Annotated in this window: 23 protein-coding genes and 1 tRNA gene; 10 read left to right on the top strand and 14 right to left on the bottom strand. The window is 68.1% G+C overall.

From position 1 onward, the window contains the following. Positions 1-76: 76 nt before the first annotated feature. Positions 77-463 (bottom strand): DUF2946 family protein, encoded by a 387-nt coding sequence (locus tag QO015_RS10825; protein ID WP_266279484.1) that lies wholly within the window; start codon positions 461-463, stop codon positions 77-79. A 142-nt stretch (positions 464-605) separates the two neighbouring features. Between QO015_RS10825 and QO015_RS10820 the strand changes: the two genes are divergently transcribed. Next, entirely contained in the window at positions 606-1,940 is a 1,335-nt protein-coding gene (locus QO015_RS10820; RefSeq protein WP_266279485.1) for an ATP-binding protein, read from the top strand. Then, the gene (locus QO015_RS10815; protein ID WP_266279486.1) at positions 1,924-2,457 is read left to right on the top strand and encodes a response regulator transcription factor; all 534 of its coding nucleotides are present in this window, start codon (positions 1,924-1,926) and stop codon (positions 2,455-2,457) included. The genes QO015_RS10820 and QO015_RS10815 overlap by 17 nt, the downstream gene beginning before the upstream one ends. 7 nt (positions 2,458-2,464) lie before the next feature. Here QO015_RS10815 and QO015_RS10810 read toward each other — a convergent pair whose 3' ends face one another. After that, the gene (locus QO015_RS10810; RefSeq protein ID WP_266279488.1) at positions 2,465-3,778 is read right to left on the bottom strand and encodes an MFS transporter; all 1,314 of its coding nucleotides are present in this window, start codon (positions 3,776-3,778) and stop codon (positions 2,465-2,467) included. Positions 3,779-3,956: 178 nt separating this feature from the next. Between QO015_RS10810 and cyoA the strand changes: the two genes are divergently transcribed. The 5 genes from cyoA to QO015_RS10785 are packed head-to-tail and all read left to right on the top strand — an operon-like array spanning position 3,957 to position 8,881. Beyond that, positions 3,957-5,129 (top strand): ubiquinol oxidase subunit II, encoded by a 1,173-nt coding sequence (cyoA, locus tag QO015_RS10805; RefSeq protein ID WP_266279489.1) that lies wholly within the window; start codon positions 3,957-3,959, stop codon positions 5,127-5,129. A 14-nt stretch (positions 5,130-5,143) separates the two neighbouring features. Then, the gene (cyoB, locus tag QO015_RS10800; protein WP_266279490.1) at positions 5,144-7,162 is read left to right on the top strand and encodes a cytochrome o ubiquinol oxidase subunit I; all 2,019 of its coding nucleotides are present in this window, start codon (positions 5,144-5,146) and stop codon (positions 7,160-7,162) included. Continuing rightward, complete coding sequence (cyoC, locus tag QO015_RS10795) at positions 7,159-7,791, top strand: cytochrome o ubiquinol oxidase subunit III (protein ID WP_266279491.1); 633 nt, start codon at positions 7,159-7,161, stop codon at positions 7,789-7,791. Before cyoB ends, cyoC begins: the two co-directional genes overlap by 4 nt. After that, complete coding sequence (gene cyoD / locus QO015_RS10790; RefSeq protein ID WP_266279493.1) at positions 7,788-8,174, top strand: cytochrome o ubiquinol oxidase subunit IV; 387 nt, start codon at positions 7,788-7,790, stop codon at positions 8,172-8,174. Before cyoC ends, cyoD begins: the two co-directional genes overlap by 4 nt. Further along, the gene (locus QO015_RS10785; RefSeq protein WP_307289755.1) at positions 8,171-8,881 is read left to right on the top strand and encodes an SURF1 family protein; all 711 of its coding nucleotides are present in this window, start codon (positions 8,171-8,173) and stop codon (positions 8,879-8,881) included. The genes cyoD and QO015_RS10785 overlap by 4 nt, the downstream gene beginning before the upstream one ends. A 35-nt stretch (positions 8,882-8,916) precedes the next feature. Here QO015_RS10785 and QO015_RS10780 read toward each other — a convergent pair whose 3' ends face one another. The 11 genes from QO015_RS10780 to QO015_RS10730 form a co-directional block, all read right to left on the bottom strand. Next, positions 8,917-9,648, bottom strand: a complete 732-nt coding sequence (locus tag QO015_RS10780; protein ID WP_266279494.1) for an SDR family NAD(P)-dependent oxidoreductase — start codon at positions 9,646-9,648, stop codon at positions 8,917-8,919. Between the two features lie 40 nt (positions 9,649-9,688). Further along, the gene (locus QO015_RS10775; RefSeq protein ID WP_266279495.1) at positions 9,689-10,216 is read right to left on the bottom strand and encodes a 2,4'-dihydroxyacetophenone dioxygenase family protein; all 528 of its coding nucleotides are present in this window, start codon (positions 10,214-10,216) and stop codon (positions 9,689-9,691) included. 225 nt (positions 10,217-10,441) lie between these two features. Further along, positions 10,442-11,035: an NAD(P)H-dependent oxidoreductase gene (locus QO015_RS10770; protein WP_266279496.1), complete on the bottom strand. Its 594-nt coding sequence runs from the start codon at positions 11,033-11,035 to the stop codon at positions 10,442-10,444. After that, the gene (locus QO015_RS10765; RefSeq protein ID WP_266279498.1) at positions 11,032-11,478 is read right to left on the bottom strand and encodes a nuclear transport factor 2 family protein; all 447 of its coding nucleotides are present in this window, start codon (positions 11,476-11,478) and stop codon (positions 11,032-11,034) included. The genes QO015_RS10770 and QO015_RS10765 overlap by 4 nt, the downstream gene beginning before the upstream one ends. After that, complete coding sequence (locus QO015_RS10760; RefSeq protein ID WP_266279499.1) at positions 11,475-12,302, bottom strand: energy-coupling factor transporter transmembrane component T family protein; 828 nt, start codon at positions 12,300-12,302, stop codon at positions 11,475-11,477. The genes QO015_RS10765 and QO015_RS10760 overlap by 4 nt, the downstream gene beginning before the upstream one ends. Then, the gene (locus tag QO015_RS10755) at positions 12,299-14,068 is read right to left on the bottom strand and encodes an ABC transporter ATP-binding protein (RefSeq protein ID WP_266279500.1); all 1,770 of its coding nucleotides are present in this window, start codon (positions 14,066-14,068) and stop codon (positions 12,299-12,301) included. The genes QO015_RS10760 and QO015_RS10755 overlap by 4 nt, the downstream gene beginning before the upstream one ends. Positions 14,069-14,070: 2 nt before the next feature. Further along, entirely contained in the window at positions 14,071-14,847 is a 777-nt protein-coding gene (locus QO015_RS10750; RefSeq protein ID WP_266279501.1) for an ECF transporter S component, read from the bottom strand. A gap of 109 nt (positions 14,848-14,956) precedes the next feature. Next, on the bottom strand, positions 14,957-15,865 hold the full coding sequence (locus QO015_RS10745; RefSeq protein ID WP_266279503.1) for a LysR family transcriptional regulator: 909 nt from the start codon (positions 15,863-15,865) through the stop codon (positions 14,957-14,959). A gap of 50 nt (positions 15,866-15,915) precedes the next feature. Then, entirely contained in the window at positions 15,916-17,571 is a 1,656-nt protein-coding gene (pgm, locus tag QO015_RS10740) for a phosphoglucomutase (alpha-D-glucose-1,6-bisphosphate-dependent) (RefSeq protein WP_266279504.1), read from the bottom strand. A 281-nt stretch (positions 17,572-17,852) separates the two neighbouring features. Continuing rightward, positions 17,853-17,937, bottom strand: a tRNA-Leu gene (locus QO015_RS10735). 64 nt (positions 17,938-18,001) lie between these two features. Beyond that, the gene (locus QO015_RS10730) at positions 18,002-19,006 is read right to left on the bottom strand and encodes an adenosine kinase (RefSeq protein WP_266279506.1); all 1,005 of its coding nucleotides are present in this window, start codon (positions 19,004-19,006) and stop codon (positions 18,002-18,004) included. A 165-nt stretch (positions 19,007-19,171) separates the two neighbouring features. Between QO015_RS10730 and QO015_RS10725 the strand changes: the two genes are divergently transcribed. Continuing rightward, positions 19,172-19,855: a sulfate transporter family protein gene (locus QO015_RS10725; RefSeq protein WP_266279508.1), complete on the top strand. Its 684-nt coding sequence runs from the start codon at positions 19,172-19,174 to the stop codon at positions 19,853-19,855. Positions 19,856-19,859: 4 nt separating this feature from the next. After that, entirely contained in the window at positions 19,860-20,306 is a 447-nt protein-coding gene (locus QO015_RS10720) for a DUF2214 family protein (protein ID WP_266279509.1), read from the top strand. Positions 20,307-20,313: 7 nt separating this feature from the next. Here QO015_RS10720 and nth read toward each other — a convergent pair whose 3' ends face one another. Continuing rightward, complete coding sequence (gene nth, locus QO015_RS10715; RefSeq protein ID WP_266279511.1) at positions 20,314-20,997, bottom strand: endonuclease III; 684 nt, start codon at positions 20,995-20,997, stop codon at positions 20,314-20,316. A 22-nt stretch (positions 20,998-21,019) separates the two neighbouring features. Here nth and QO015_RS10710 point away from each other — a divergent pair, with 22 nt between their 5' ends. After that, positions 21,020-21,511: a DUF2244 domain-containing protein gene (locus tag QO015_RS10710; RefSeq protein ID WP_266279512.1), complete on the top strand. Its 492-nt coding sequence runs from the start codon at positions 21,020-21,022 to the stop codon at positions 21,509-21,511. Positions 21,512-21,616 lie beyond the last annotated feature (105 nt).

Raw genomic sequence — 21,616 nt, 5'->3', positions numbered from 1 at the left:
CGCAGCCTCGATGCGCGCCCGCGGATGGCGGGACGGCGCCTGACATGGCGGCGGTCCGGACGATGGCGTCTCTGGTTCAGGCAGGAAGAGGCGGCGCCCTCGGATTGGCCCCGGAGGCGTAGCGCGGCGCCGGCAGGATGTCGGCAGGCGTCGGCGCTGCGAGGCGGCCAATCCTGACCGGCGGCCGGAAGGCGGGCGCGGCTTCGGCGGCAAGCGCCGCCGCGCCCATCATCAGGCAGCCGGCAAAGCAGCAATCCGGCAGATGCGGCTTGTGCGCGGGATCGTTCTGGCTGTCGCCCGCGGCCGTCTCGTGGGTCGCGCAGATGACGCCGAGCGGATCGAAGCGCAGCGGATCGGCCGCGGCCCCGAGCGCCGGCGAGCCGAGAACCGCCTGCAGCAGCAGCACATAGGCCGCGACGAGCGCGACCAGGGCATTGCGGCGTGGGAGGAAGGCTGGAGCCACCGGCTGAACTCGGAGGGAACGACGACGGGACAGTTGCTAGCATTCCCCGCCGTCGATGCCTATAGGTCGAACGGTCCACCCCCGCCATGCATCCCCGGCCGGCGTGCGGGTGAGACACATCAGACGAGGCAGCCACGTCCCCATGGCGGAACCCTCAGCGACGACCCTTCTCGCCGGTACGGCCGAGACGACCAACCGCAAGAACCTCCTGCTGCTGATCCAGCTTCGCGCGCTGGCGGTGCTCGGCCAGGTGGTGACGATCCTCTATGCCGCCTTCGTGCTCGGCATCACGCTGCCGCTCGTCCAGCTCTTCGTCGTTCTCGGCGCGCTGGCGGGCCTCAACCTCCTCGCGCTGCTGCGCTACCGCATCACGACGGGCATCACCTCGGCCGAGTTGATGATGCAGTTGCTGCTCGACGTGGCGGCCCTCACCATGCAGCTCTACCTGACCGGCGGCGCGACCAACCCGTTCATCTCGCTCTATCTGCTGCAGGTGATCCTCGCCGCCGTGCTGCTCGACAGGCTCGCGGTCTGGATCGTCGTCGCCGTGGCGACCGGCTGCTTCATCCTGCTCAGCGACACCTATCGCGAACTGGTCGTTCCCGGCGGGCATGGCAGCGCCGAGGGGCATGGCGACCGCATCTTCGCTCTGCATATCCAGGGCATGCTGATCAGCTTCGTGCTGGCGGCGATCCTCGTCGTCGTCTTCGTCGGCCGCATCCAGCGCAACCTCCGGGCGCGCGACGCCTATGTCGCCGAATTGCGCCAGCGTTTCGCCGAAGAAGATCATGTCGTCCGCATGGGCCTGCTCGCCTCCGGCGCGGCGCACGAACTCGGCACCCCGCTCGCGACGCTCTCCGTCATCATGGGCGACTGGCAGCAGATGCCGGCGATCGCCTCCGACCCGGCGCTTTCCGGCGAACTGGCCGAGATGCAGGCCGAGCTCGACCGCTGCAAGGCGATCGTCTCGGGCATCCTGCTGTCTTCGGGCGACATGCGCGGCGAGGGCACGGTCCGCACCACGCTCGGTCGCTTCCTCGACGAGACGGTGGCGGAATGGCGCCTCTCGCGCCCCGTCGGCCGGCTCGACTACCAGGCGAAGATCGAGCCCGATATCCCGATCGTCTCCGACGCGGCGATGAAGCAGGTGCTGGCCAATGTGCTGGACAATGCCCGCGAGGCCTCGCCCGACTTCGTCGGCGTCACGGCGCGCCGCATCGGCGGCGACGTCGTGATCGGGATCCGCGACGCCGGCCCCGGTTTCCCCGAGGAGAGGTTGAAGTCCTTCGGAAAGCCCTACAATTCAAGCAAGAACCGGCCGGGCTCGGGTCTCGGCCTCTTCCTCGTGGTGAATGTGGTCCGCAAGCTCGGCGGAACCGTCGTCGCCGTCAACAATCCGGAGGGTGGCGCGACGGTGCGGCTGACCCTGCCGCTGCGGGCCCTGGCCTTGAAGGATGAGGATGGAAGCGGAGCGTAATCTTCTGCTCGTCGAGGACGACGCGGCCTTCGTCAAGGCGCTGCGCCGGTCCTTCGAGCGCCGCGGCTATGCCGTCGAGCAGTGCGATGGCGTCGAGGGCGTGCGGGCGGCGCTGCAGCGCGTCAGCCCCGGCTATGCCGTGGTGGATCTGAAGCTCGCCTCCGGCTCGGGGCTCGAATGCGTCAAGCTGCTGCACGACCACGACCCGGAGATGCGCATCGTCGTGCTGACGGGCTTCGCCAGCATCGCGACGGCCGTCGAGGCCATCAAGCTCGGCGCCTGCCACTATCTGCCGAAGCCGTCCAACACCGCCGATGTCATCGCGGCTTTCGAACGGGCGGGCGGCGACGTCTCGGTGCCGCTGACGCAGCGCCAGACCTCGCTCAAGAATCTCGAATGGGAGCGCATCCACGAGACCCTGGCCGATTCCGGCTTCAATATTTCCGAGACGGCGCGCCGGCTCGGCATGCATCGCCGCACGCTCGCCCGCAAGCTCGAGAAATGGCGGGTGAAATAGCCCGGCGTCAGTCGCGCTGCTGGCGCGGACCCGGCAGGCCGGTCGCATAGATCGCGACGAGCGTCACCGCCGCGCCCGAGAGAAGATAGGCGCCGGACGAGGCGATGCCGAACTGGCTGGAGAGGCCGAGCGCCACCAGCGGAGCGAAGCCGGCGCCGAACAGCCAGGCGAAATCGGATGTGATGGCCGAGGCCGTGTATCGGTAGACGCGGGCGAAGCGGAAGGCGAAGGCGCCGGAAGACTGGCCGAACACGAAGCCGAGCAGCACGAAGCCGACGATCATGTAGGTCAGCTCGCCCCAGAAGCCGGCATCGAGCAGTTGCGGCGCGAAGCCGCTGAAGACCGCGATCACGACGGCGAAGCCGGCGAGGAGGCGGCGCCGTCCGATCCGGTCGGCCGCGATGCCGGAGACGACGATGGCGAGCGCGCCGAACATGGCGCCGATCGCCTCGATGACGAGGAAGCGCGCCGGCCCCTCGCGGGTGAAGAGGAACACCCAGGAGAGCGGGAACACCGTCACCATATGGAAGAGCGCGAAGCTGACGAGCGGCACGAAGGCGCCGATCGCGACATTGCGTCCCTCGGCGCCCAGCGTCTCGGTCACCGAGCGCGCCTGCAATTCATCGCGCTCGTAGAGGGCGCGGTAGTCCGGCGTCTGCACGATGCGCAGGCGCGCGAACAGCGCCACGACATTGATGGCGAAGGCGACGAAGAAGGGGTAGCGCCAGCCCCAGTCGAAGAAATCGTCGGCGGAGAGATTGGCGACGAAGAAGGCGAACAGAGCGCTGGCGACGATCAGCCCGGCCGGGGCGCCGAGCTGCGGCATCATCGCATACCAGCCGCGCCGGCCCTCGGGCGCGTTGAGCGCGAGCAGCGAGGCGAGCCCGTCCCATGTGCCGCCGAGCGCGAGGCCCTGGCCGATGCGCGCCAGCGCCAGCAGCCAGATCGCGGCGACGCCGATCTGGTCGTAGCCGGGAAGAAAGGCGATCGCCACCGTGGAGGTGCCGAGCAGCACCAGCGCCGAGGTCATCTTCGCGCCGCGGCCATGCGCGCGGTCGATGGCGGTGAACAGCGCCGTGCCGAAGGGGCGGGCGATGAAGGCGAGCGCGAAGATCGCGAAGGAGGCGAGCGTGCCGTCGAGCGGATCGAGATGCGGGAAGACGAGCCGCGGGAACACGATCACCGAGGCGATCGCATAGACGAAGAAGTCGAAGAACTCCGACGCGCGGCCGATCACGACGCCGACGACGATCTCGCCGGGGCGCACCGCATGCTGTCCGTCCGGCCCGCTCTCGGGGTGGCTGGCCTCAGTCGCGGTCATGTCCGTCATCGTTCCGCAGCAGCGCGTGGCCGCACCGCTCCCTTGTCTCAGGATCGTTCGCCGGAAGGTTTTGGCGCGTCGTTGTGCGCTGCGGGATTGGACAAACTGTCCAATGCCGCGCTGCGGCCGCCTGGCCTAGGTCTCGCTCATCCGCCGACCTCAGCAAAGGGTTGTCGTCTTGCGCCGCTTCCGGTTCCTCCTCGCTCTGCCCGTCCTCCTCGCCCTCGGCGGCTGCGATTTCGTCGTGCTGCACCCCGCAGGCGACATCGCCTGGCGGCAGCGCGATCTCCTGATCGTCTCGACGCTGCTGATGCTCGTCGTCATCATCCCGGTGATGGCGCTGACGGTGCTCTTCGCCTGGCGCTACCGGCAGGGCAACAAGACCGCGACCTACCGGCCGAAATGGGATCACTCGATCGAGCTCGAGCTGGTGATCTGGGGCGCGCCGCTGCTCATCATCATCTGCCTCGGCGCGCTGACCTGGATGGACACCCATCTGCTCGATCCATACCGGCCGCTGTCGCGCGTCGCCAAGGGCCAGCCCATCGCCGAGAAGACCGAGCCGCTCGAGGTCGAGGTCGTGGCGCTCGACTGGAAGTGGCTGTTCATCTACCCGCAATATGGCGTCGCCTCGCTGAACGAGCTCGCCGCGCCGGTCGACCGCCCGATCAGCTTCCGCATCACCTCGTCGGCGGTGATGAACTCCTTCTACATCCCCGCGCTCGCCGGCCAGATCTACGCGATGCCGGGCATGCAGACCAAGCTGCACGCCGTCATCAACCGCGTCGGCGCCTATGAGGGCTTCTCCGCCAATTACAGCGGCGCCGGCTTCTCGGGCATGCGCTTCGCCTTCCACGGCATGGAGCCGTCCGATTTCGACCGCTGGGTCGGCGTGCTCAGAAATGCCGACAGGCCGCTGACGCGCGCCGCCTATCTCGAACTGGAGAAACCGAGCGAGAACGTGCCCGTGCAGCATTTCGCCAGCGTCGATCCGGCGCTGTTCCAGGCGGTGCTCAACATGTGCGTCGAGCCCGGCAAGATGTGCATGAGCGAGATGGCCGCGATCGACAGCCGCGGCGGCCTCGGCCTCGCCGGCATCGACAACGTCATCCCGCGCCTTGCCTATGACAAGTTCGAGCGCCGCGGCGCCATCTTCGGGCCGCCCTCGTCCTTCGTGGCCGGCATCTGCACCATCGACGAGCTGACGGCCAACGAGCCGCGCGTGGCCGAGGCGCTGCCCGCCGACCTCGCGCCGCTGGTCGGCGCCGGCCTCCAGCGCCCCGGCTTCACGCCCGCCCGGCTCGACACGACCCTGTTGCGCACCCCCGCCATCCCCGACCGTAATTCGTAAGCGAGACGCCTCGCATGACCGATCCATCCGCCGTCCCCGCCGCCACGAGCTTCCTGTTCGGCCGCCTCACCTGGAGCGCGCTGCCCTTCCACGAGCCGATCCTCGTCGCCACCTTCGCCGTGGTGGCGACGGGCGGCATCGCGCTGGTCGGCGCCATCACATGGTTCCGCCTCTGGGGCTATCTGTGGCGCGAGTGGTTCACCTCGGTCGACCACAAGAAGATCGGCATCATGTATATGGTGCTCGGCATCGTCATGCTGCTGCGCGGCTTCGCCGACGCCGTCATGATGCGGCTGCAGCAGGCCATGGCCTTCGGCGGCTCCGAGGGCTACCTGCCGGCGCATCACTACGACCAGGTGTTCACGGCACATGGCGTGATCATGATCTTCTTCGTGGCGATGCCGCTCGTCACCGGAATCATGAACTTCGTCGTGCCGTTGCAGATCGGCGCCCGCGACGTCTCCTTCCCGTTCCTGAACAATTTCAGCTTCTGGATGACGGTCGGCGGCGCCGTCCTCGTGATGATGTCGCTGTTCGTCGGCGAGTTCGCCAAGACCGGCTGGCTCGCCTATCCGCCGCTCTCGGGCATCACCTACAGTCCCGATGTCGGCGTCGACTACTACATCTGGGGCCTGCAGATAGCCGGCGTCGGGACGACGCTCTCCGGCATCAACCTCCTCTGCACCATCGTGAAGATGCGCGCGCCGGGCATGACCATGATGCGCCTGCCGGTCTTCACCTGGACCTCGCTCTGCACCAATGTCCTGATCGTCGCCGCCTTCCCCGTCCTCACCGCCGTTCTCGCGATGCTGGCGCTCGACCGCTATGTCGGCACCAACTTCTTCACGAACGACTTCGGCGGCAATCCGATGATGTATGTGAACCTCATCTGGATCTGGGGCCATCCGGAAGTCTATATTCTGATCCTGCCCGCCTTCGGCATCTTCTCCGAGGTCACGTCGACCTTCTCGGGCAAGCGGCTTTTCGGCTATACGTCGATGGTCTACGCGACGGTGGTCATCACCGTGCTGTCCTATCTCGTCTGGCTGCACCATTTCTTCACGATGGGCTCGGGCGCCAGCGTCAATTCCTTCTTCGGCATCACGACCATGATCATCTCGATCCCTACGGGAGCGAAGATGTTCAACTGGCTGTTCACGATGTATCGCGGCCGCATCCGCTTCGAGCTGCCGATGATGTGGACGCTCGCCTTCATGCTGACCTTCGTGATCGGCGGCATGACCGGCGTGCTGCTCGCCGTGCCGCCGGCCGATTTCGTGCTGCACAACTCGCTCTTCCTCGTCGCCCATTTCCACAACGTGATCATCGGCGGCGTGCTGTTCGGCCTCTTCGCCGGCATCAGCTTCTGGTTCCCCAAGGCCTTCGGCTTCAAGCTCGATCCGTTCTGGGGCAAGCTGTCCTTCTGGTTCTGGGTCACCGGCTTCTACGCCGCCTTCATGCCGCTCTATCTGCTCGGCCTCATGGGCGTCACCCGGCGCATGCGCGTCTTCGACGATCCCTCGCTGCAGATCTGGTTCGTGATCGCGGGCTTCGGCGCCTTCCTGATCGCGCTTGGCATCCTCGCCTTCCTGATCCAGATCGGCGTCAGCATCCTCCGCCGCGATCAGCTGCGCGACACGACCGGCGATCCCTGGAACGCGCGCACGCTGGAATGGGCGACCGCCTCGCCGCCGCCGGCCTACAACTTCGCCTTCACGCCGGTGGTGCATGACAACGACGCCTGGTGGGACATGAAGGAGCGCGGCTATCGCCGGCCGCTCGCCGGCTTCAAGCCGATTCACATGCCGAAGAACACGCCGACCGGCGTCATCCTCGCCGCGCTCTCGGTGGCGCTCGGCTTCGGTCTCGTCTGGTATATCTGGTGGCTGGCCGTGCTGAGCTTCATCGCGATCCTCGCCGTCGCGATCGCGCACACCTTCGATTACCACCAGTCCTTCGACATTCCGGCCGAGGAGGTCGCGCGCACCGAGGCGGCCCGCACGCGGCTGATCGCCGAGGGAGCCCGGGCATGACCAGCATCGCGACCGCCACGACAGCGGGCGAGGCGCCCGTGTTCCACCTCGAGGACGAACATGCGCATGCCGAGGGCGGCAGCACGATGCTCGGCTTCTGGGTCTATCTGATGAGCGACTGTCTCATCTTCGCGATGCTGTTCGCCGCCTATGGCGTGCTCGGCGGCAATTTCGCGGCCGGGCCCTCGCCGAAGGATCTGTTCGACCTGCCGCTGGTCGCCCTCAACACGGCCATGCTGCTCTTTTCCTCGATCACCTATGGCTTCGCGATGCTGGCCATGGCGCGGGGCCAGGTGCGACCGACGCAGCTGTGGCTCGCGGTGACGGCGCTGTTCGGCCTCGCCTTCCTCTCGATCGAGCTCTACGAGTTCCACCACATGATCGCCGAGGGCGCGACGCCGCAGCGCAGCGCCTTCCTCTCCGCCTTCTTCACGCTGGTCGGCACGCATGGCCTGCACGTCACCTTCGGCCTCGTCTGGCTGGTGACGCTGATGGTCCAGCTCGGCCGCTACGGCCTCGTCGCCGCCAATCGCCGCCGGCTGATGTGCCTCTCGCTGTTCTGGCACTTCCTCGACGTGATCTGGATCGGCGTTTTCACCGTCGTCTATCTCCTGGGAATGCTGCGATGAGCACCGACGTCCACGCCGCGGCCGCCGACGCGCCGCATGCCCATCATGACGAGAGCGAGCCGCATGGCTCGCTCAAGGGCTATGTGATCGGCTTCCTGCTCTCGGTCGTCCTGACCGCGATCCCGTTCTGGCTGGTCATGGGCGGCGTCTTCGCCAGCCCGACGGCGACGGCCATCGTCGTGCTCGGCTTCGCCATCGTGCAGATCGTCGTCCATATGGTGTTCTTCCTCCATATGAACGCCCGTTCGGAGGGTGGCTGGACGATGCTGGCGCTCATCTTCACGATCATCATCGTGGTGATCGCGCTGACGGGCTCGCTCTGGGTCATGTACCATCTCAACGTCAACATGATGCCCGGCCACGACATGAGCCAGATGCCGTGAGCGAGGCGCCGGCTGCGGGGCGGGGCAGGCGGCGCGCGCTGGCGCTCTTCCTCCTCGTCGCGACGCTGGTCTTCGCCGGCCTCGCGGTCTGGCAGGTCGAGCGGCGGTCGGAGAAGCTCGCCCTCATCGCGCGCGTCGAGGCGCGCATCCATGCCGAACCCGTCGCCCCGCCGCCGCCCGCGGCCTGGCCGTCGATCACTCGCTCCGGCGACGAATATCGCCGCGTTCACGTGACGGGTCGCTATCTGGCCTATCCCGGAACCCCGGTGAAGGCAGTGACGGAGCGCGGGCCGGGCTACTGGCTGCTGGCGCCGCTGGAAACGGACGCCGGCTTCACGGTCTATGTCAATCGCGGCTTCGTGCCGGCACTTCCGCCCGAGGCCGCGCACGCGCCGCGGGGTCCGGTCACCGTGACCGGCCTCCTTCGCATGACCGAGCCCGGCGGCGGTTTCCTGCGCAGCAACGATCCGGCAGCCGGGCGCTGGTACTCGCGCGACGTCGCGGCGATGGCCAGCGCGGCGGGCCTCGCCAATGTCGCGCCCTATTTCGTCGACGCCTTCGAGGTCACCCCGCCCGAGCCGGACGGCCCGGTCACGGGCCTCACGGTCGTGCGCTTCGCCAACAACCACCTCGTCTATGTGCTGACCTGGGCGGCCCTGGCCGTCATGTCCCTGGCGCTGCTGGTGCGGTTGCGGCGGTTCGGCTGACGGGGCGGCGGGAGCAAAGAAGAGACGCCCGGCCGTCAGACGGCCATGTAGCCGCCGTCGATGACCAGCACCGTTCCGGTGACGTAGGAGGCGATGGGCGAGGCGAGGTAGAGGACGCCGCCAGCGAGGTCGGCCGGCTCGCCCCAGCGCTTCAGCGCGGTGCGGGAGAGGATCGCCTCGCTCCGCTGCGGGTCGTCTCGCAGCGCCTTGGTCAGCGGCGTCGCGATCCAGCCGGGCGCGATCGCGTTGACGCGGATGCCGTCCCCGGCATAGGCGATGGCGAGCGACTTGGTCATCTGCGCAATGCCGCCCTTGGAGGCGGCATAGCCTGGCACGAGGCCGCCGCCGAAAAAGGCGAGCATCGATGCCGTGTTGGTGATCGTGCCCTTCGCCTCGGCGAGCAGCGGCCGCGCCGCCGCCGCGACGCGCATCGCACCGGTCAGGTTGATGTCGATGACGGCGGCAAAGACCTCCGGATCCAGCTCCTCGCCGCGTCGGATGACCCCGGCGCAGTTCACGAGGTGATCCAGCCAGCCGAGGCCGCCGACGAAGGCCTTCACCGCCTCGCCGTCGCGGATGTCGAGCCGCCGCGCCGAGAGGCCCGCGCGCGGCGGAACGGCCGCGACCTCGCCTTCGGTCGCGCCGGTGACGACGACCTCGGCACGCTCGGCGAGGAAGGCGTCGGCGATGGCTGCGCCGATCCCCGACGTGCCGCCGACGACGAGGATCCGTCTGCCGGCGAAGCAGTCCGTTGGCCAGAAGCCCATGCGTTGACCTGTCTTTCGGGTGGAGGGCGGCGGGAGGCCGTCAGCGGATGAACTGGTCGGCGAAATCCGCGCCGAGGCCGACATCCGCGAAATGGCGGCGGCACATGTCGATCTTGGTGAAGACGTCCTCGTAGCCGAGCGGCCTCCCCCACGGGTCGACGTAGTACATGATGCCGTTGACCTGGAAATAGGTGATCATTTCCTCGACGCCCTCCGGCACCACGAGCGTGTGCGTCTCGCCCGGCGGCTCGAAGACGTAGCTGCCTTCCTCGGCCATCCAGTCATGCTCGAGATAGTGCCAGCGGCCCTTCAGCACGAAGCCGTGCACCGACTGCGGATGGCGGTGTCGCGACAGCACGCCGGCCTTCCGGACCTTCAGGAGGTTCATCCAGTAGCCCTGCGAGCGGTTGAGGCAGAGCGGCCGGAACCAGACATTGTCGGCCTGCGGCACCCAAAGCCGGTCGTCCTCCGGAATCGCCTTCGGGATCACGATCTCCGCAAGCGCATCGGGCGGGTTCGGATACTGATAGGGAATGCGCGGATTCTCGTCCGCATGTTCGAGCGGCATTCGCTCCCTCCTCCGTCGCGGCGGATATCTCGACCGGCCGGCGGACGCCTCCGCTCCCGCCGGTCCTCCCGGCCTTGTCTTAGCCTCCCGGTGGATCGCGTTCAAATCGATTGGCCATGTCGGGCGGGGAGAGGCTGCGACCCTTGCAGGCAGCGTTGACGCTTTTCAGCCGCGCCGCTGGCGGAGGGCTGCGCGGGACGAGGGGCGGGGAGGCCGCCCCCTCGATCAGGATCGGAGCGCGAGCACGGTGCGCCGGACGCGGGCGAGGTGGCGGCGCCTTGCCTCTTCGCTGACGCTGTCCATCTTGTAGAGCGCCATGAAGCCGGTGCGGCAGCGGACATGGCAGACCGACCGGAAGCCGCGCAGCAGAGTCTTGCGGCCCGGCTGGCCCATGATCCAGCTGACGAAGGGCGTCGCGCCGCAGGTGGTGAACACGAGCAGGCGGCGGATATTGGTGAGATTGGGCCGCGAGCCCCGATGCTTCGTCGGCATCTTGAACGCGAAGCCCGGCACCATCACGCGCTCCAGCCAGCCTTTGAGCATCGCCGGCGGCCCATACCACCAGGTCGGATAGACGAAGACGACCGTCTCCGCCCAGCGCAGCAGACGGGCATGCTCGGCGAAGGGCGCGAGATTGGTCGTCTCGTCGTGATAGCCCGCGCGCTCCTCGGCGCTCATCACCGGATTGAAGCCCTCGCCATAGAGATCGATCTCGGCAAAGGCGTGCCCGGCCTCGCCGAGCGCGGCGATCACGGTGTCGCGGACGGCCGCCGTGAAGCTGCCGCTCGACGGATGGCAATAGACGACGAGGACATTCACGGCGCTGCGTCGCCTCCGGGCGTGCCCTCGTTGCCGGTCTCCTTGCCGTGATAGTCCTCGACGGCGGCGGCAGTATCGAAATACTCGCGCCATTCGAGGATCTTGCCATCCTCGAGATCGACGATGATCGCGTCCGGGGTGGCGCTGCGCGCCCCGTCGCTGCGCCGCGAAACGGTCCACAGCCATTCGAAGGCGATCTTCGTCCCGTCGGGCGAGGCGAAGGCGTTGGTGATCGTCACCTCGAGATCCACGAAATCGTCATGAAAGCGCCGGATCGTCCCGGCGAGCGCGTCGAAGGGCACGCGATTGCCCGGCGCCGTGAGCACCCCGTTCGGGTGCCAGTCGTCGCTCGCGAGGGTGAAATCGCCCGTCTTCCAGGCGTCGGCCTGGCGCTCCAGCATGGCGCGCAGCGTGGCCTCGTCGTTAAAGTCCTTCCCGGTCAAAGAACCGATCCTCCCATTCCAAATGCGATGCGGGCCACGATCGCGGCGGCCCAGAAGAGAAGCGCAAGCGCGATCATCGCCCGCTGGGCCGCCGTCAGCTTCTCGCGGCCGGGATGAAGCTGGGTCCGGTCGGGCGAGCCGGTGAAGGCGCGGGCCTGCAGCGCAATCTCCATCGCCTGCGCCTTGGCGAGGCAGCCGGTGATCAGCGGCACCAGCATGCGCCCCATGGCGACGAGCTTCCTGACCATGCCGAAGCTGTCGAGATCGATGCCGCGCAGCCGCTGCGCATCCTTGATCGCCTGGAACTCCTCGAGCAGCAGCGGCACGAAGCGGAAGGTGGTCGAGAAGAGCAGCGCCACGCGGTAGGGCACGCGCAGCCGCGTGAGCCCGAGCACGATGTCGTTCGCCTCCGTCGTCATGAAGACGAGCTGGAAGGCGAGCAGCGGCACGAGGATGCGGCAGCAGACGACAAGGCCGAACAACAGCCCCTCGACGGTGAAGACATGCGCGCCGCCGAGCAGCGGCAGCCCTTGCGGCAGCGTGAAGACCGGATGGATCCCGAACGGGCTCCACAGCCCCTGGATCACGACGATGAGGACGAGCGCCGGCAGCGTGAGGCGGATGAGGCGCCAGATCGTCGCAAGAGGCGTCGCGGCGGCGAGCATCAGGGCGATGGTGAAGCCGAGCAGCAGCCCCTGCGCGAGGAGATTGTTCCAGACGAAGATGAGCGTGCTGGCGAGGAGGAGCAGGACGAGCTTGACGCGGAAATCGATGGCCGCGAAGCGGCCGGCCGGAAGCTGGACGATGCTGTCGGCGGCGGTCATCGGATGCCTCCGGCAACGGATTCCACCAGCGCGGCGAGGGCGGCGGGCGAGAGCGGCCGCATCCCGCCGGCGGCAAAGCCCTCGAGCCCCGCCGCGAAGCTGACCGTCTGCGGCGGCGCGAGCGAGGCCGCGGCGAGGGCGGGACCGGAATAGAGAACCTCGTCGAGCGGCCCGTCGAGCACGACGCGGCCCTGCGCCATCACCACGAGGCGTTCGGCGTAGCCGGCGAGCAGGTAGAGGTGATGCGTGACGAGCAGCACGGTCTTGCCGATCGCGTTCAGGCTGCGGCAGATGTCGAGGATGGCGAGCGCGCCCGCCCAGTCCTGCCCGGTGGTCGGCTCGTCGAAGATCAGCATGTCCGGCCCTGGCGCGAGCGTCGCGGCGATCGCGAGGCGCAGCCGGTCGCCGCGGCTGAGCGAGGCTGGATGGCGGTCGGCGAGATCGGAAAGGCGCATCGCCTCCAGCGCGAAATGGACGGCGGCGTCGATCTCGCCTTTCGGGCGCTTCATGAGCGTCAGCGCGAAGGCCACTTCCTCGCGGACGCTGTCGCAGAAGAGCTGCTGGTGCGCGTTCTGCGCGACATAGCCGATGCGCCGCGCGAGATCGCTGATCTTCAGGCCCGCGACGTCGCTGCCGTCAACCCGCACGGTGCCGCCGGTCGGAGAGAGCAGGTGCAGGAAGTGGCGGATCAGCGTGGACTTGCCGCAGCCGTTGCGGCCGCCCAGCGCGACGAACTCGCCGCGCCGGATGGAGAGGTCGACGCCCCTCAGCGCCGCGGTTCCGTCCGGATAGACATGCGAGACGCCGACCGCCTCCAGAACCGGCGCGCCGGAGGGGGACGACCGGTCGGCGGGCGGGAGCGCCGCCGCGGCGAAGGCAGGAGCGAAAGGCGCGAAGGCGCCGGGCGCCTCGCCGAGCGTGATCGGGGCGAGCGGCGGCGTCCCCGGCATGAGCCGCGACGCGACCGCCGCGAAGGCCTGGGCGATGTCGGGCGGCCGCACGTCATGCGCCTTGAGCAGCGCGACGTCGCCGAGAACCGCGCGCGGGCTGCCGTCGCGGACGATGCGCCCACCCGAAAGCAGCAGGATGCGCGTCGCCGCCGCCGCGAGTTCCTCGCTCGCATGGCTCGCCACGATGATCGTGATGCCGCGCTCGCGGTTGAGGCGGGAGAGCAGCGCGAAGACCTCGGCCGTGCCGACCGGATCGAGCTGCGAGGTCGGCTCGTCGAGCACGATGCAATCGGGCGAGAGCGCCAGCGCCGAGGCGATGGCGAGCCGCTGTTTCTGTCCGCCGGAAAGGCGGGCGGGATGCTTCCGCTCGAGTCCGGCGAGGCCGACCGCCTTGAGCGCCTCGGCGACGCGGACCTGCATCAACGCCGTCGGAACCTTGAGATTTTCGAGCGCGAAGGCGACCTCGCCCTCGACGGTGGTCGCCGTGATCTGCGTCTCGGGGTCTTCGAACACCATGCCGACGGTCGCGGCCAGCCGGCTCGTCGGCGTCTCCAGCGTGTCGCTGCCGGCGATCCTGACCGTTCCGAAGAAGGAGCCGCCGAAGAACTGGGGAACGATGCCGTTGAGCGTCAGGCAGAGCGTCGACTTGCCTGCCCCCGTCGCGCCGACGATGCCGACGAACTCGCCGCGCGCGATCGTCATGTCGAGCCCGTCGAGCGCCCGGCGCGTCGCGCCGGGATAGGCATAGCCGACACGCTCGAAGGTGACGAGCGGCCCGGGCCGCCCGTCCGTCGTCTGACCGTCCTCGGCCGCCATGCTCAGTAGCCCGCCATGGTCGCCTTGGCGAGAGGCGAGCGGCGCAGCGCGCTGACGACGCCGACGCCGATCAGGGCGCCCACGGCGCTGAAGGCGAGGCGCTCGATCGCGATGATCGGGATCAGCACCGGCCAGACTTCCGCCGGCCAGGGATTGGTCGCGAAGGACGGGACCCAGTTGAGCTGGATGCCCGCCGTCGAGCCGAAGAAGAACACGACGAAGAAGCCGATATAGGTCTTGAGCCCGATGCCGCCGGTGCGGATCCGGTCGATGCTCCAGTTCCTGAGCTGCGGAATGGCGATCAGGATCAGCGCGATGTCGATGGTGATGACATTGCTGAGCCAGAGCGGGAAGCTGATGCCGAAGGAGATCGCCTGCCAGAGATAGATGAGGTTGGCGGCGAGCGTGATGATCCACGGCACCAGCCAGAGCGACCGGTTCGGCTGCATGACCATGCCGACCGCGAAGGCGCTCATGGCGCCCATCAGCGGCGCCCAGGGGCCGAGATTGGTATAGGGCGCGATGACGCCGCCGATCAGGATGCCGATGGCCGAGGCGATCGGCCCTGCGATCGGCCCCAGCAGGAGGCCGAGCAGGGGATGCACCACGTCGTGCAGCGGCCAGCCGCCGCCCATGCCGCCGACCACGATCGAGGCCGGAACGAATGCCAGAATGGCGACGAGCGCCGCCATGAAGGCGGTGTAGGAGACCGGCGCACCGCCGATCGACACACCGCCCGATACCTTGATGACCCGTGGTTGCTCCGTCTCGAAAGCCATGTTCGCACCCTGGTTCCCCGCCGCGGCTTTTTGCCGTCGGAGGAATGGTGCGCGCACGGCCGCCGTTCTCAAAGCATCGTTTCGAGCGCGGCCCTGGACCCAAAAGGCATCAGCCGCTGCCTCGTCGCTCGTCGAGCAGCAGCGACAGCCGCTCGACGACGAGGCCCGGCAGCGGCTCCAGCGCCCCGCGCGTCCGGTGCACGACCGAGATGGTCTGTGTCTTGCCCTTCAGCTCGACGATCGGGATGAAGACGAGCGTTCCCTTGCGCAGGCTGTCGTCGACATCGAGCTCGTTGAGCAGCGCGACGCCATTGTTCGAGAGTGCGAACTGGCGGAGGAACTCGAAGGAGTCGGATTCGACGACCGGATCGATATGGATGTCGTTCCGGTGGCAGGCATCGTCGAACTGGTCGCGGATCAGCACGCCGACATGCGGCGCGATGAGCGGATAGTCGCGCAGCGCGCTCACGCGAACGGCGCTCTCGCGTGCCAGCGGATGGTTCGGCACCATCACGGCGCCGTAGCGCGTGCGGAGCGAGGCGGCGCGGGTCACGCCGCCGAAATCCGGCAGGTCGAAGGCGAAGCCGAGATCGAAATCGCCGGCCGCCACCAGGCCCATGATGTCCTCGGCGTCCATGACGCTGACGAAGAGGCGCGTAAACGGCCGCTCGGCCCGCAGCTGCATCAGCGCCTTGGCGAGCAGGTCGCAGGCGAGCCCCCCGACCGTCGCGATCGAGGCCGAGGGGAAGTGGTGGTCGCGAAGCCGGTCGATCCGCTCCGAGCTCCACTGATAGTCCTTCAGCGTCTTGCGGATGTGGGCGATCATGATCTCGCCCGCCGCCGTCAGGCGCAGCCCGTGCGACAGCCGCTCGAAAAGCGGCGTGCCGAGCTCTTCCTCCAGCGCGATGATCTGCCGGTTCACCGCCGAGGAGGCGACGTTGAGCTTGGCCGCCGCCTTGCGGATCGAACCGCATCGGGCGACCTCGTCCAGATAGCGCAGCATGCGCGCATGCAGCATCGGGCGTGCTCCTTCGCGGAGGCGGCTCTGAACGGCGGACGCCGCGAGGATCAGGCCGCCTCGAACACCCGCGAGACGAGCGCCTGCGCGTCCGCCTGGATTTCCTTCAGATGATCCGCGCTGACGAAGCTCTCGGCGTAGATCTTGTAGACCTCCTCGGTTCCCGAGGGCCGGGCGGCGAACCAGCCCTTGGCGGTCGCGACCTTGAGGCCGCCGATCGGCTCGTTGTTGCCCGGCGCGCGGGCGAGCTTCGCTTCGATCGGCGATCCCGCGAGTTCGCCCGCCTCGACCCTGGAGGGATCGAGCCTGGCGAGAACGGCCTTCTGGGCGGTCGTGGCCGGCGCGTCGATGCGCGCATAGAAGGACTGGCCGAGATCGGCGGTCGTCGAGGCATAGAACTGACTGGGATCCTGCCCGGTCCGCGCCGTGATCTCGGCGGCGAGCAGGCCCATGATGATGCCGTCCTTGTCCGTGGTCCAGACGGAGCCGTCGCGGCGCAGGAAGGATGCGCCGGCGCTCTCCTCGCCGCCGAAGGCGAGCGAGCCGTCGATCAGGCCCTTGCTGAACCATTTGAAGCCGACCGGCACCTCGACGAGCCGGCGGCCCATCTTGGCGGCGACGCGGTCGATCATGCTGCTGGAGACGATGGTCTTGCCGATCCCGCTCGCCGGGCTCCACGCGGGCCGGTTGCCGCAGAGATAGGCGACGGCGGCGGCGAGGAAGGCGTTGGGATTCATGAGCCCGCCGGTCGGCGTCACGATGCCGTGCCGGTCTGCGTCGGTATCGTTGGCGAAGGCGACGTCGAACCGGTCGCGCAGATCGATCAGCGGCGCCATCGCATAGGGCGACGAGCAGTCCATGCGGATCTTGCCGTCCCAGTCGGCGGTCATGAAGCGGAAGGTCGGGTCGACGACGTCGTTCACGACGGTCGCCGCGATGCCGTAGCGCTCGATCGTCGGCTGCCAGTAGCGGACGGCGGCGCCGCCGAGCGGATCGATGCCGATCCGGACGCCCGAGGCGCGGATGGCGTCCATGTCGACGACATTGGCGAGGTCCGCCACATAGGGCGTCACGAAATCATAGGGATGGATGCAGGCGGCCTTGCGGGCCCGGGCATAGGGCATGCGCTGCACGCCATCGAGCTTCGCGGCCAGGAAGTCGTTGGCCGCCTTGCCGATCCAGCCGGTGACGTCGACATCGGCCGGCCCGCCATTGGTGGGATTGTACTTGAAGCCACCTTCGTCGGGCGGATTGTGCGAGGGGCTGATGACGATGCCGTCGGCGAGGCCTTCGCTGCGGCCGCGATTATAGGTGAGGATCGCATGCGAGATGACGGGCGTCGGGGTGTACCCGCCATGCTCGTCGATGAAGGTCTCGACGCCGTTCGCGGCGAGGACCTCGATGGCGCTCGTCAGCGCGGCTTCGGAGAGCGCATGCGTGTCCATGCCGAGGAAGAGGGGCCCGGTGATTCCGGCGCTCTTGCGATAGAGGCAGACCGCCTGCGTGATCGCGAGGATATGCGCCTCGTTGAATCCGGCGGCATAGGCCGAGCCGCGATGGCCGGAGGTGCCGAACGAGACGCGCTGCGTCGGCACGGAAGGATCCGGCGTCAGCGCGAAATAGGCCGTCATCAGGCGCGGGATATTGGCAAGAAGTGTCTGGGGAACCGGCTTCCCGGCCAGCGGATTCACGGTGCTTTCCGACATGTCGTCCTTCCCAAGGCCGCGCAACGGCGCGGCTGTCGGCGATCATGCTAGCCGCTGCCGCGGCGGGAGGCACCTGCTCTTTCGATGGCCGCGCGGCAAGGAGGCCGAAGTCCGGGGCGTCCGCGTCGCCTGGCAAACGGCATCGCGGCGAAAGGCGCGTCCGACGACACGCAATCCCCCGCCGCGGCCGGCAGGCCCCGGAAACGAAAACGCCCGCACCTCTTTCAAGGTGCGGGCGCTGAACCCGAATCCCGATCGAAATCAGGACTCTAGAGAATGGCTGGTGCCCAGAAGAGGACTCGAACCTCCACGACTTGCGTCACTGGTACCTGAAACCAGCGCGTCTACCAATTCCGCCATCTGGGCTTGGCCGCGTTGATTAAGGGCGCGGCCCGGGCTTGTCAATCGTCATGGCGACGACACCCTGCCGTCACAGGGGATAACCGTGCTGGCGGGCGAGATCGACCAGCGAGACCGCCGGGCGCGGGCCGATATGGGTGATCACTTCCGCCGCGACCAGCGAGCCGAGCGCCGCCGCTTCGGTGAGCGCAAAGCCGCGCGCGACGCCATAGAGGAAGCCCGATGCGTAGAGATCGCCGGCGCCTGTGGTGTCCACGACCTGCTCGACCCGCGTCGCCGGAACCTGGACCACCTGGTCGGGCGTGACGACGAAGGAGCCTTCGGCGCCGACGGTGACCGCCGCGACCCGGCATTCGGCGCGCAGCGCATCGAGCGCCGCCCCGAAGCTCGACGTCTGGTAGAAGGATTTGAGCTCGGCCTCGTTGGCGAACAGGATGTCGATCGTCCCGTCCTTGAGCAGCCGCGTGAAATCGCCCCGGAAGCGATCGACGCAGAAGGCGTCGGACAGCGTGAGCGACACCTTGCGGCCGGAGCGGTGCGCGACCGACGCCGCCTTGTAGAAGGCATCGCGGGCGCTCGGCGCATCCCAGAGGAAGCCCTCGAAATAGGTGATCCTGGTGTCGGCGACGAGCGCCTCGTCGATATCCTCGGGGCCGAGTCGGTGGCACGCGCCGAGATAGGTGTTCATCGTGCGCTCGCCATCCGGCGTGATGAAGATCATCGAGCGCGCGGTCGGCAGCGTGCCCGGCGGCAGCGGCGCGACATCGTAGCGGGCGCCGATGGCGCGCATGTCGTGGCGGTAGACGGCGCCGAGCTGGTCGTCCGCGACCTTGCCGACATAGGAGCAGCGGCCCGCGAGCGAGGCGATGCCCGCCACGGTGTTGCCGGCCGAGCCGCCCGACGCCTCGATCGCCGGACCCATGGCGGCATAGAGCCGCGCCGATTCCTCCATGTCCACGAGCCGCATCGAGCCCTTGGTCAGCTTCTGCTCGACGAGGAAATCGTCCTCCGCCCGCGCCAGGATATCGACGATCGCATTGCCGATGCCGAGAACGTCGTAGCTGGCTTGCGTCATTCGAGAACTGATCCGGAGAGGGCGGGAGCCGGAGGGCCGGCGGGGTCGGTTGCGGACTATACAGGCGGCGCTTTGCCGTGCAACCGTCGGTCCGGCTTGCGGCCCGCCCCCGCCGTGCCCATCTGCCGCAGGCCGCCGAACACCGAGAAGGACGCCTTTCGCACGATGCTCGCCGCCGCCTGGCTCGCTCTTTCCGACCTGCCGACACGCCCCTTCCGCGCCGTGCTTCTGAAGGTGCTGGGGCTGACTTTGCTCCTCCTCGTCCTGCTCTGGCTCGGCCTGCAGGCGGCGGTGGTTCATTTCGCCGACTGGCCGGATCACGCCTGGATCGGAACCTCGGTCGCGATCGTCTCGGGCTTCGGCTTCGTCATCGGCCTCGCCTTCCTCGTCGCGCCGGTCTCGGCGCTGATGGCCGGCCTCTTCTCGGACGACATCGCCGCCATCGTCGAGCGGCGGCACTATCCGTTCGATCCGCCCGGCACAGGGCTGACGGTGACCGAAAGCGCGCTCGGGGCCATCGGCTTCGCGGCGACGGCCGTGCTCGTCAACGTCGTCTGCCTCGTGCTGCTGCTGGTGCCGGGCGTCAACCTCGTCGCCTTCTTCATCGGCAACGGCTATCTGCTCGGCCGCGAGTTCTTCGAGGCGGCGGCGGCGCGTTTCGGAGGCGTACAGCAGGCGCGGGCGCTGCGCCGGGAGAATGCCGGAACGGTCCTTCTCGGCGGCTTCGTGATCGCGCTTTTCCTCGCCATCCCGATCGTCAATCTGTTGACGCCGCTCTTCGCCATGGCCTTCATGACGCATCTGAACAAGCGGGTGCGCGGCCGTCGCCCGGTCGAACTGGTGGAGTGAGTCGGTGCTCGTCGATCTCGTTCTCGCGATCCTGCATCACCTGGCGGTATTCGTGCTGTTCGCGATGCTCGCCGTGCAGCTGGTCTGGCTGAAGCGCGATCTCGACCTGCAGGGCCTGAGGCGCGTCGCCAAGCTCGACATCATCTATGGCGCGACGGCCGGAGCGGTGCTGCTCATCGGCGTGCTGCGCGTCTTCTTCGGCCTGAAGGGCTGGGGCTATTATGCGGAGAGCCACTCATTCTGGGCCAAGATGGCGGCCTTCGCGCTGATCGGCCTCATGTCGATCCCGCCGACGATGAAGTTCATCGCCTGGCGGAAGCGTGCCGAGGGCGAGCCGGGATGGCTGCCGTCGCCGGCCGAGATCCGCTCGGCGCGCATGTATCTGCATGTCGAGGCGACGATATTCCTTGCCATCCCGATCTTCGCCGCGGCGATGGCGCGCGGCTACTGACGCCTGATCACGCGATCGTCTTGTCGGGGAAACGGCAGAGGTCGCTGACGATGCAGACGGGGCAGTCCGGCTTGCGCGCCTTGCAGACATAGCGGCCGTGCAGGATCAGCCAGTGATGCGCATGCAGGCGGTAGCGCGCCGGCACGATCTTCTCGAGGCCTGCCTCGACCGCGACGACATCCTTGCCGGGGGCGAGGCCGGTGCGGTTCGAAACGCGGAAGATATGGGTGTCGACGGCGATCGTCGGTTCGCCGAAGGCGATGTTGAGCACGACATTGGCTGTCTTCCGGCCGACGCCCGGCAGGGCCTCGAGCGCCTCCCGGTCGCGCGGCACCGCGCCGCCATGCCGCTCGACGAGAAGCCGGGACAGCGCGATGACGTTTTTCGCCTTGGTACGGAAGAGGCCGATGGTGCGGATATGCTCGGTGACCCGTTCCTCGCCGAGCGCCACCATCTTTTCCGGCGTATCGGCGGCTGCGAACAGCGCCTTGGTGGCCTTGTTGACACCGGCATCGGTGGCCTGCGCGGAGAGGACGACGGCGACCAGGAGCGTATAGGGATTCACATAGTCGAGTTCGCCCTTCGGCTCCGGCTCGCGGGCGGCGAAGCGGGCGAAGAATTCCTCCGCCTCCGCGCGGGTCAGCGTGCGGCGTCGCCTGGGCTTTTGGGGAAGAGGCTGGGAATCCGGCATCGAGCTTCTATACTGATCCGCCATGACCGACCGCAACATGGACGAGCCGGCCGAGCTGGTGTTCTCGGCGGTTCTGAAGCCCTATCGATCGCTGTCGCCGCGCGGCTTTGCGCTGCTACTGATGCTGGTCGCCTCGACCTGTTTCGCGAGCGGCCTCCTGTTCTGGTCGCTCGGCGCCTGGCCGATCGCCGGCTTCTTCGGCCTCGACATCCTCGCCATCCAGTTCGCCTTCCGCCTCAACTACCGCGCCGCGCGGGCGCGCGAGATCGTCGAGATGACGCGCGACACGCTGACGATCCGCCGCATCTCGGCGAGCGGCAAGACGGAGCAGTTCGACTTCAACCCCTATTGGGCGCGGCTCGAGGTCGAGCGCCTGCCGGACTGGGGGATCACGCGCATGGCGCTCGCCTCGCACGGCAAGCGGCTCGCGATCGGCAGCTTCCTCAATCCCGACGATCGCGAGGGCTTCGCGACCGCGCTGCAGAGTGCGCTGACGAGCCTGCGCAGCCGCTGACGGGTTTGCTGCAGGCCGGCGGATCGAGGCGCTAATCCGGCGCAAGAATCGGGTGTCGCCGCATGCGCCACGTTCCTAGAGTGGCAGCATCGACACGAGACGCCG

Source organism: Kaistia geumhonensis, assembly GCF_030815145.1.
Classification (GTDB): Bacteria; Pseudomonadota; Alphaproteobacteria; order Rhizobiales; family Kaistiaceae; genus Kaistia; species Kaistia geumhonensis.
Note: the sequence above shows the minus strand (reverse complement) of the source record. Positions and strands in the feature narration are given on the sequence as shown.

What these genes read in the sequence shown, in the direction of transcription:
- QO015_RS10820 (WP_266279485.1), top strand. Translation starts at nt 606, where the DNA reads ATGGCGGAACCCTCAGCGACGACCCTTCTCGCCGGTACGGCCGAGACG.
- QO015_RS10815 (WP_266279486.1), top strand. Translation starts at nt 1,924, where the DNA reads ATGGAAGCGGAGCGTAATCTTCTGCTCGTCGAGGACGACGCGGCCTTC.
- QO015_RS10810 (WP_266279488.1), bottom strand. Translation starts at nt 3,778, where the DNA reads ATGACCGCGACTGAGGCCAGCCACCCCGAGAGCGGGCCGGACGGACAG.
- cyoB (WP_266279490.1), top strand. Translation starts at nt 5,144, where the DNA reads ATGACCGATCCATCCGCCGTCCCCGCCGCCACGAGCTTCCTGTTCGGC.
- cyoC (WP_266279491.1), top strand. Translation starts at nt 7,159, where the DNA reads ATGACCAGCATCGCGACCGCCACGACAGCGGGCGAGGCGCCCGTGTTC.
- cyoD (WP_266279493.1), top strand. Translation starts at nt 7,788, where the DNA reads ATGAGCACCGACGTCCACGCCGCGGCCGCCGACGCGCCGCATGCCCAT.
- QO015_RS10780 (WP_266279494.1), bottom strand. Translation starts at nt 9,648, where the DNA reads ATGGGCTTCTGGCCAACGGACTGCTTCGCCGGCAGACGGATCCTCGTC.
- QO015_RS10775 (WP_266279495.1), bottom strand. Translation starts at nt 10,216, where the DNA reads ATGCCGCTCGAACATGCGGACGAGAATCCGCGCATTCCCTATCAGTAT.
- QO015_RS10760 (WP_266279499.1), bottom strand. Translation starts at nt 12,302, where the DNA reads ATGACCGCCGCCGACAGCATCGTCCAGCTTCCGGCCGGCCGCTTCGCG.
- QO015_RS10755 (WP_266279500.1), bottom strand. Translation starts at nt 14,068, where the DNA reads ATGGCGGCCGAGGACGGTCAGACGACGGACGGGCGGCCCGGGCCGCTC.
- QO015_RS10750 (WP_266279501.1), bottom strand. Translation starts at nt 14,847, where the DNA reads ATGGCTTTCGAGACGGAGCAACCACGGGTCATCAAGGTATCGGGCGGT.
- QO015_RS10745 (WP_266279503.1), bottom strand. Translation starts at nt 15,865, where the DNA reads ATGCTGCATGCGCGCATGCTGCGCTATCTGGACGAGGTCGCCCGATGC.
- pgm (WP_266279504.1), bottom strand. Translation starts at nt 17,571, where the DNA reads ATGTCGGAAAGCACCGTGAATCCGCTGGCCGGGAAGCCGGTTCCCCAG.
- QO015_RS10730 (WP_266279506.1), bottom strand. Translation starts at nt 19,006, where the DNA reads ATGACGCAAGCCAGCTACGACGTTCTCGGCATCGGCAATGCGATCGTC.
- QO015_RS10725 (WP_266279508.1), top strand. Translation starts at nt 19,172, where the DNA reads ATGCTCGCCGCCGCCTGGCTCGCTCTTTCCGACCTGCCGACACGCCCC.
- nth (WP_266279511.1), bottom strand. Translation starts at nt 20,997, where the DNA reads ATGCCGGATTCCCAGCCTCTTCCCCAAAAGCCCAGGCGACGCCGCACG.
- QO015_RS10710 (WP_266279512.1), top strand. Translation starts at nt 21,020, where the DNA reads ATGACCGACCGCAACATGGACGAGCCGGCCGAGCTGGTGTTCTCGGCG.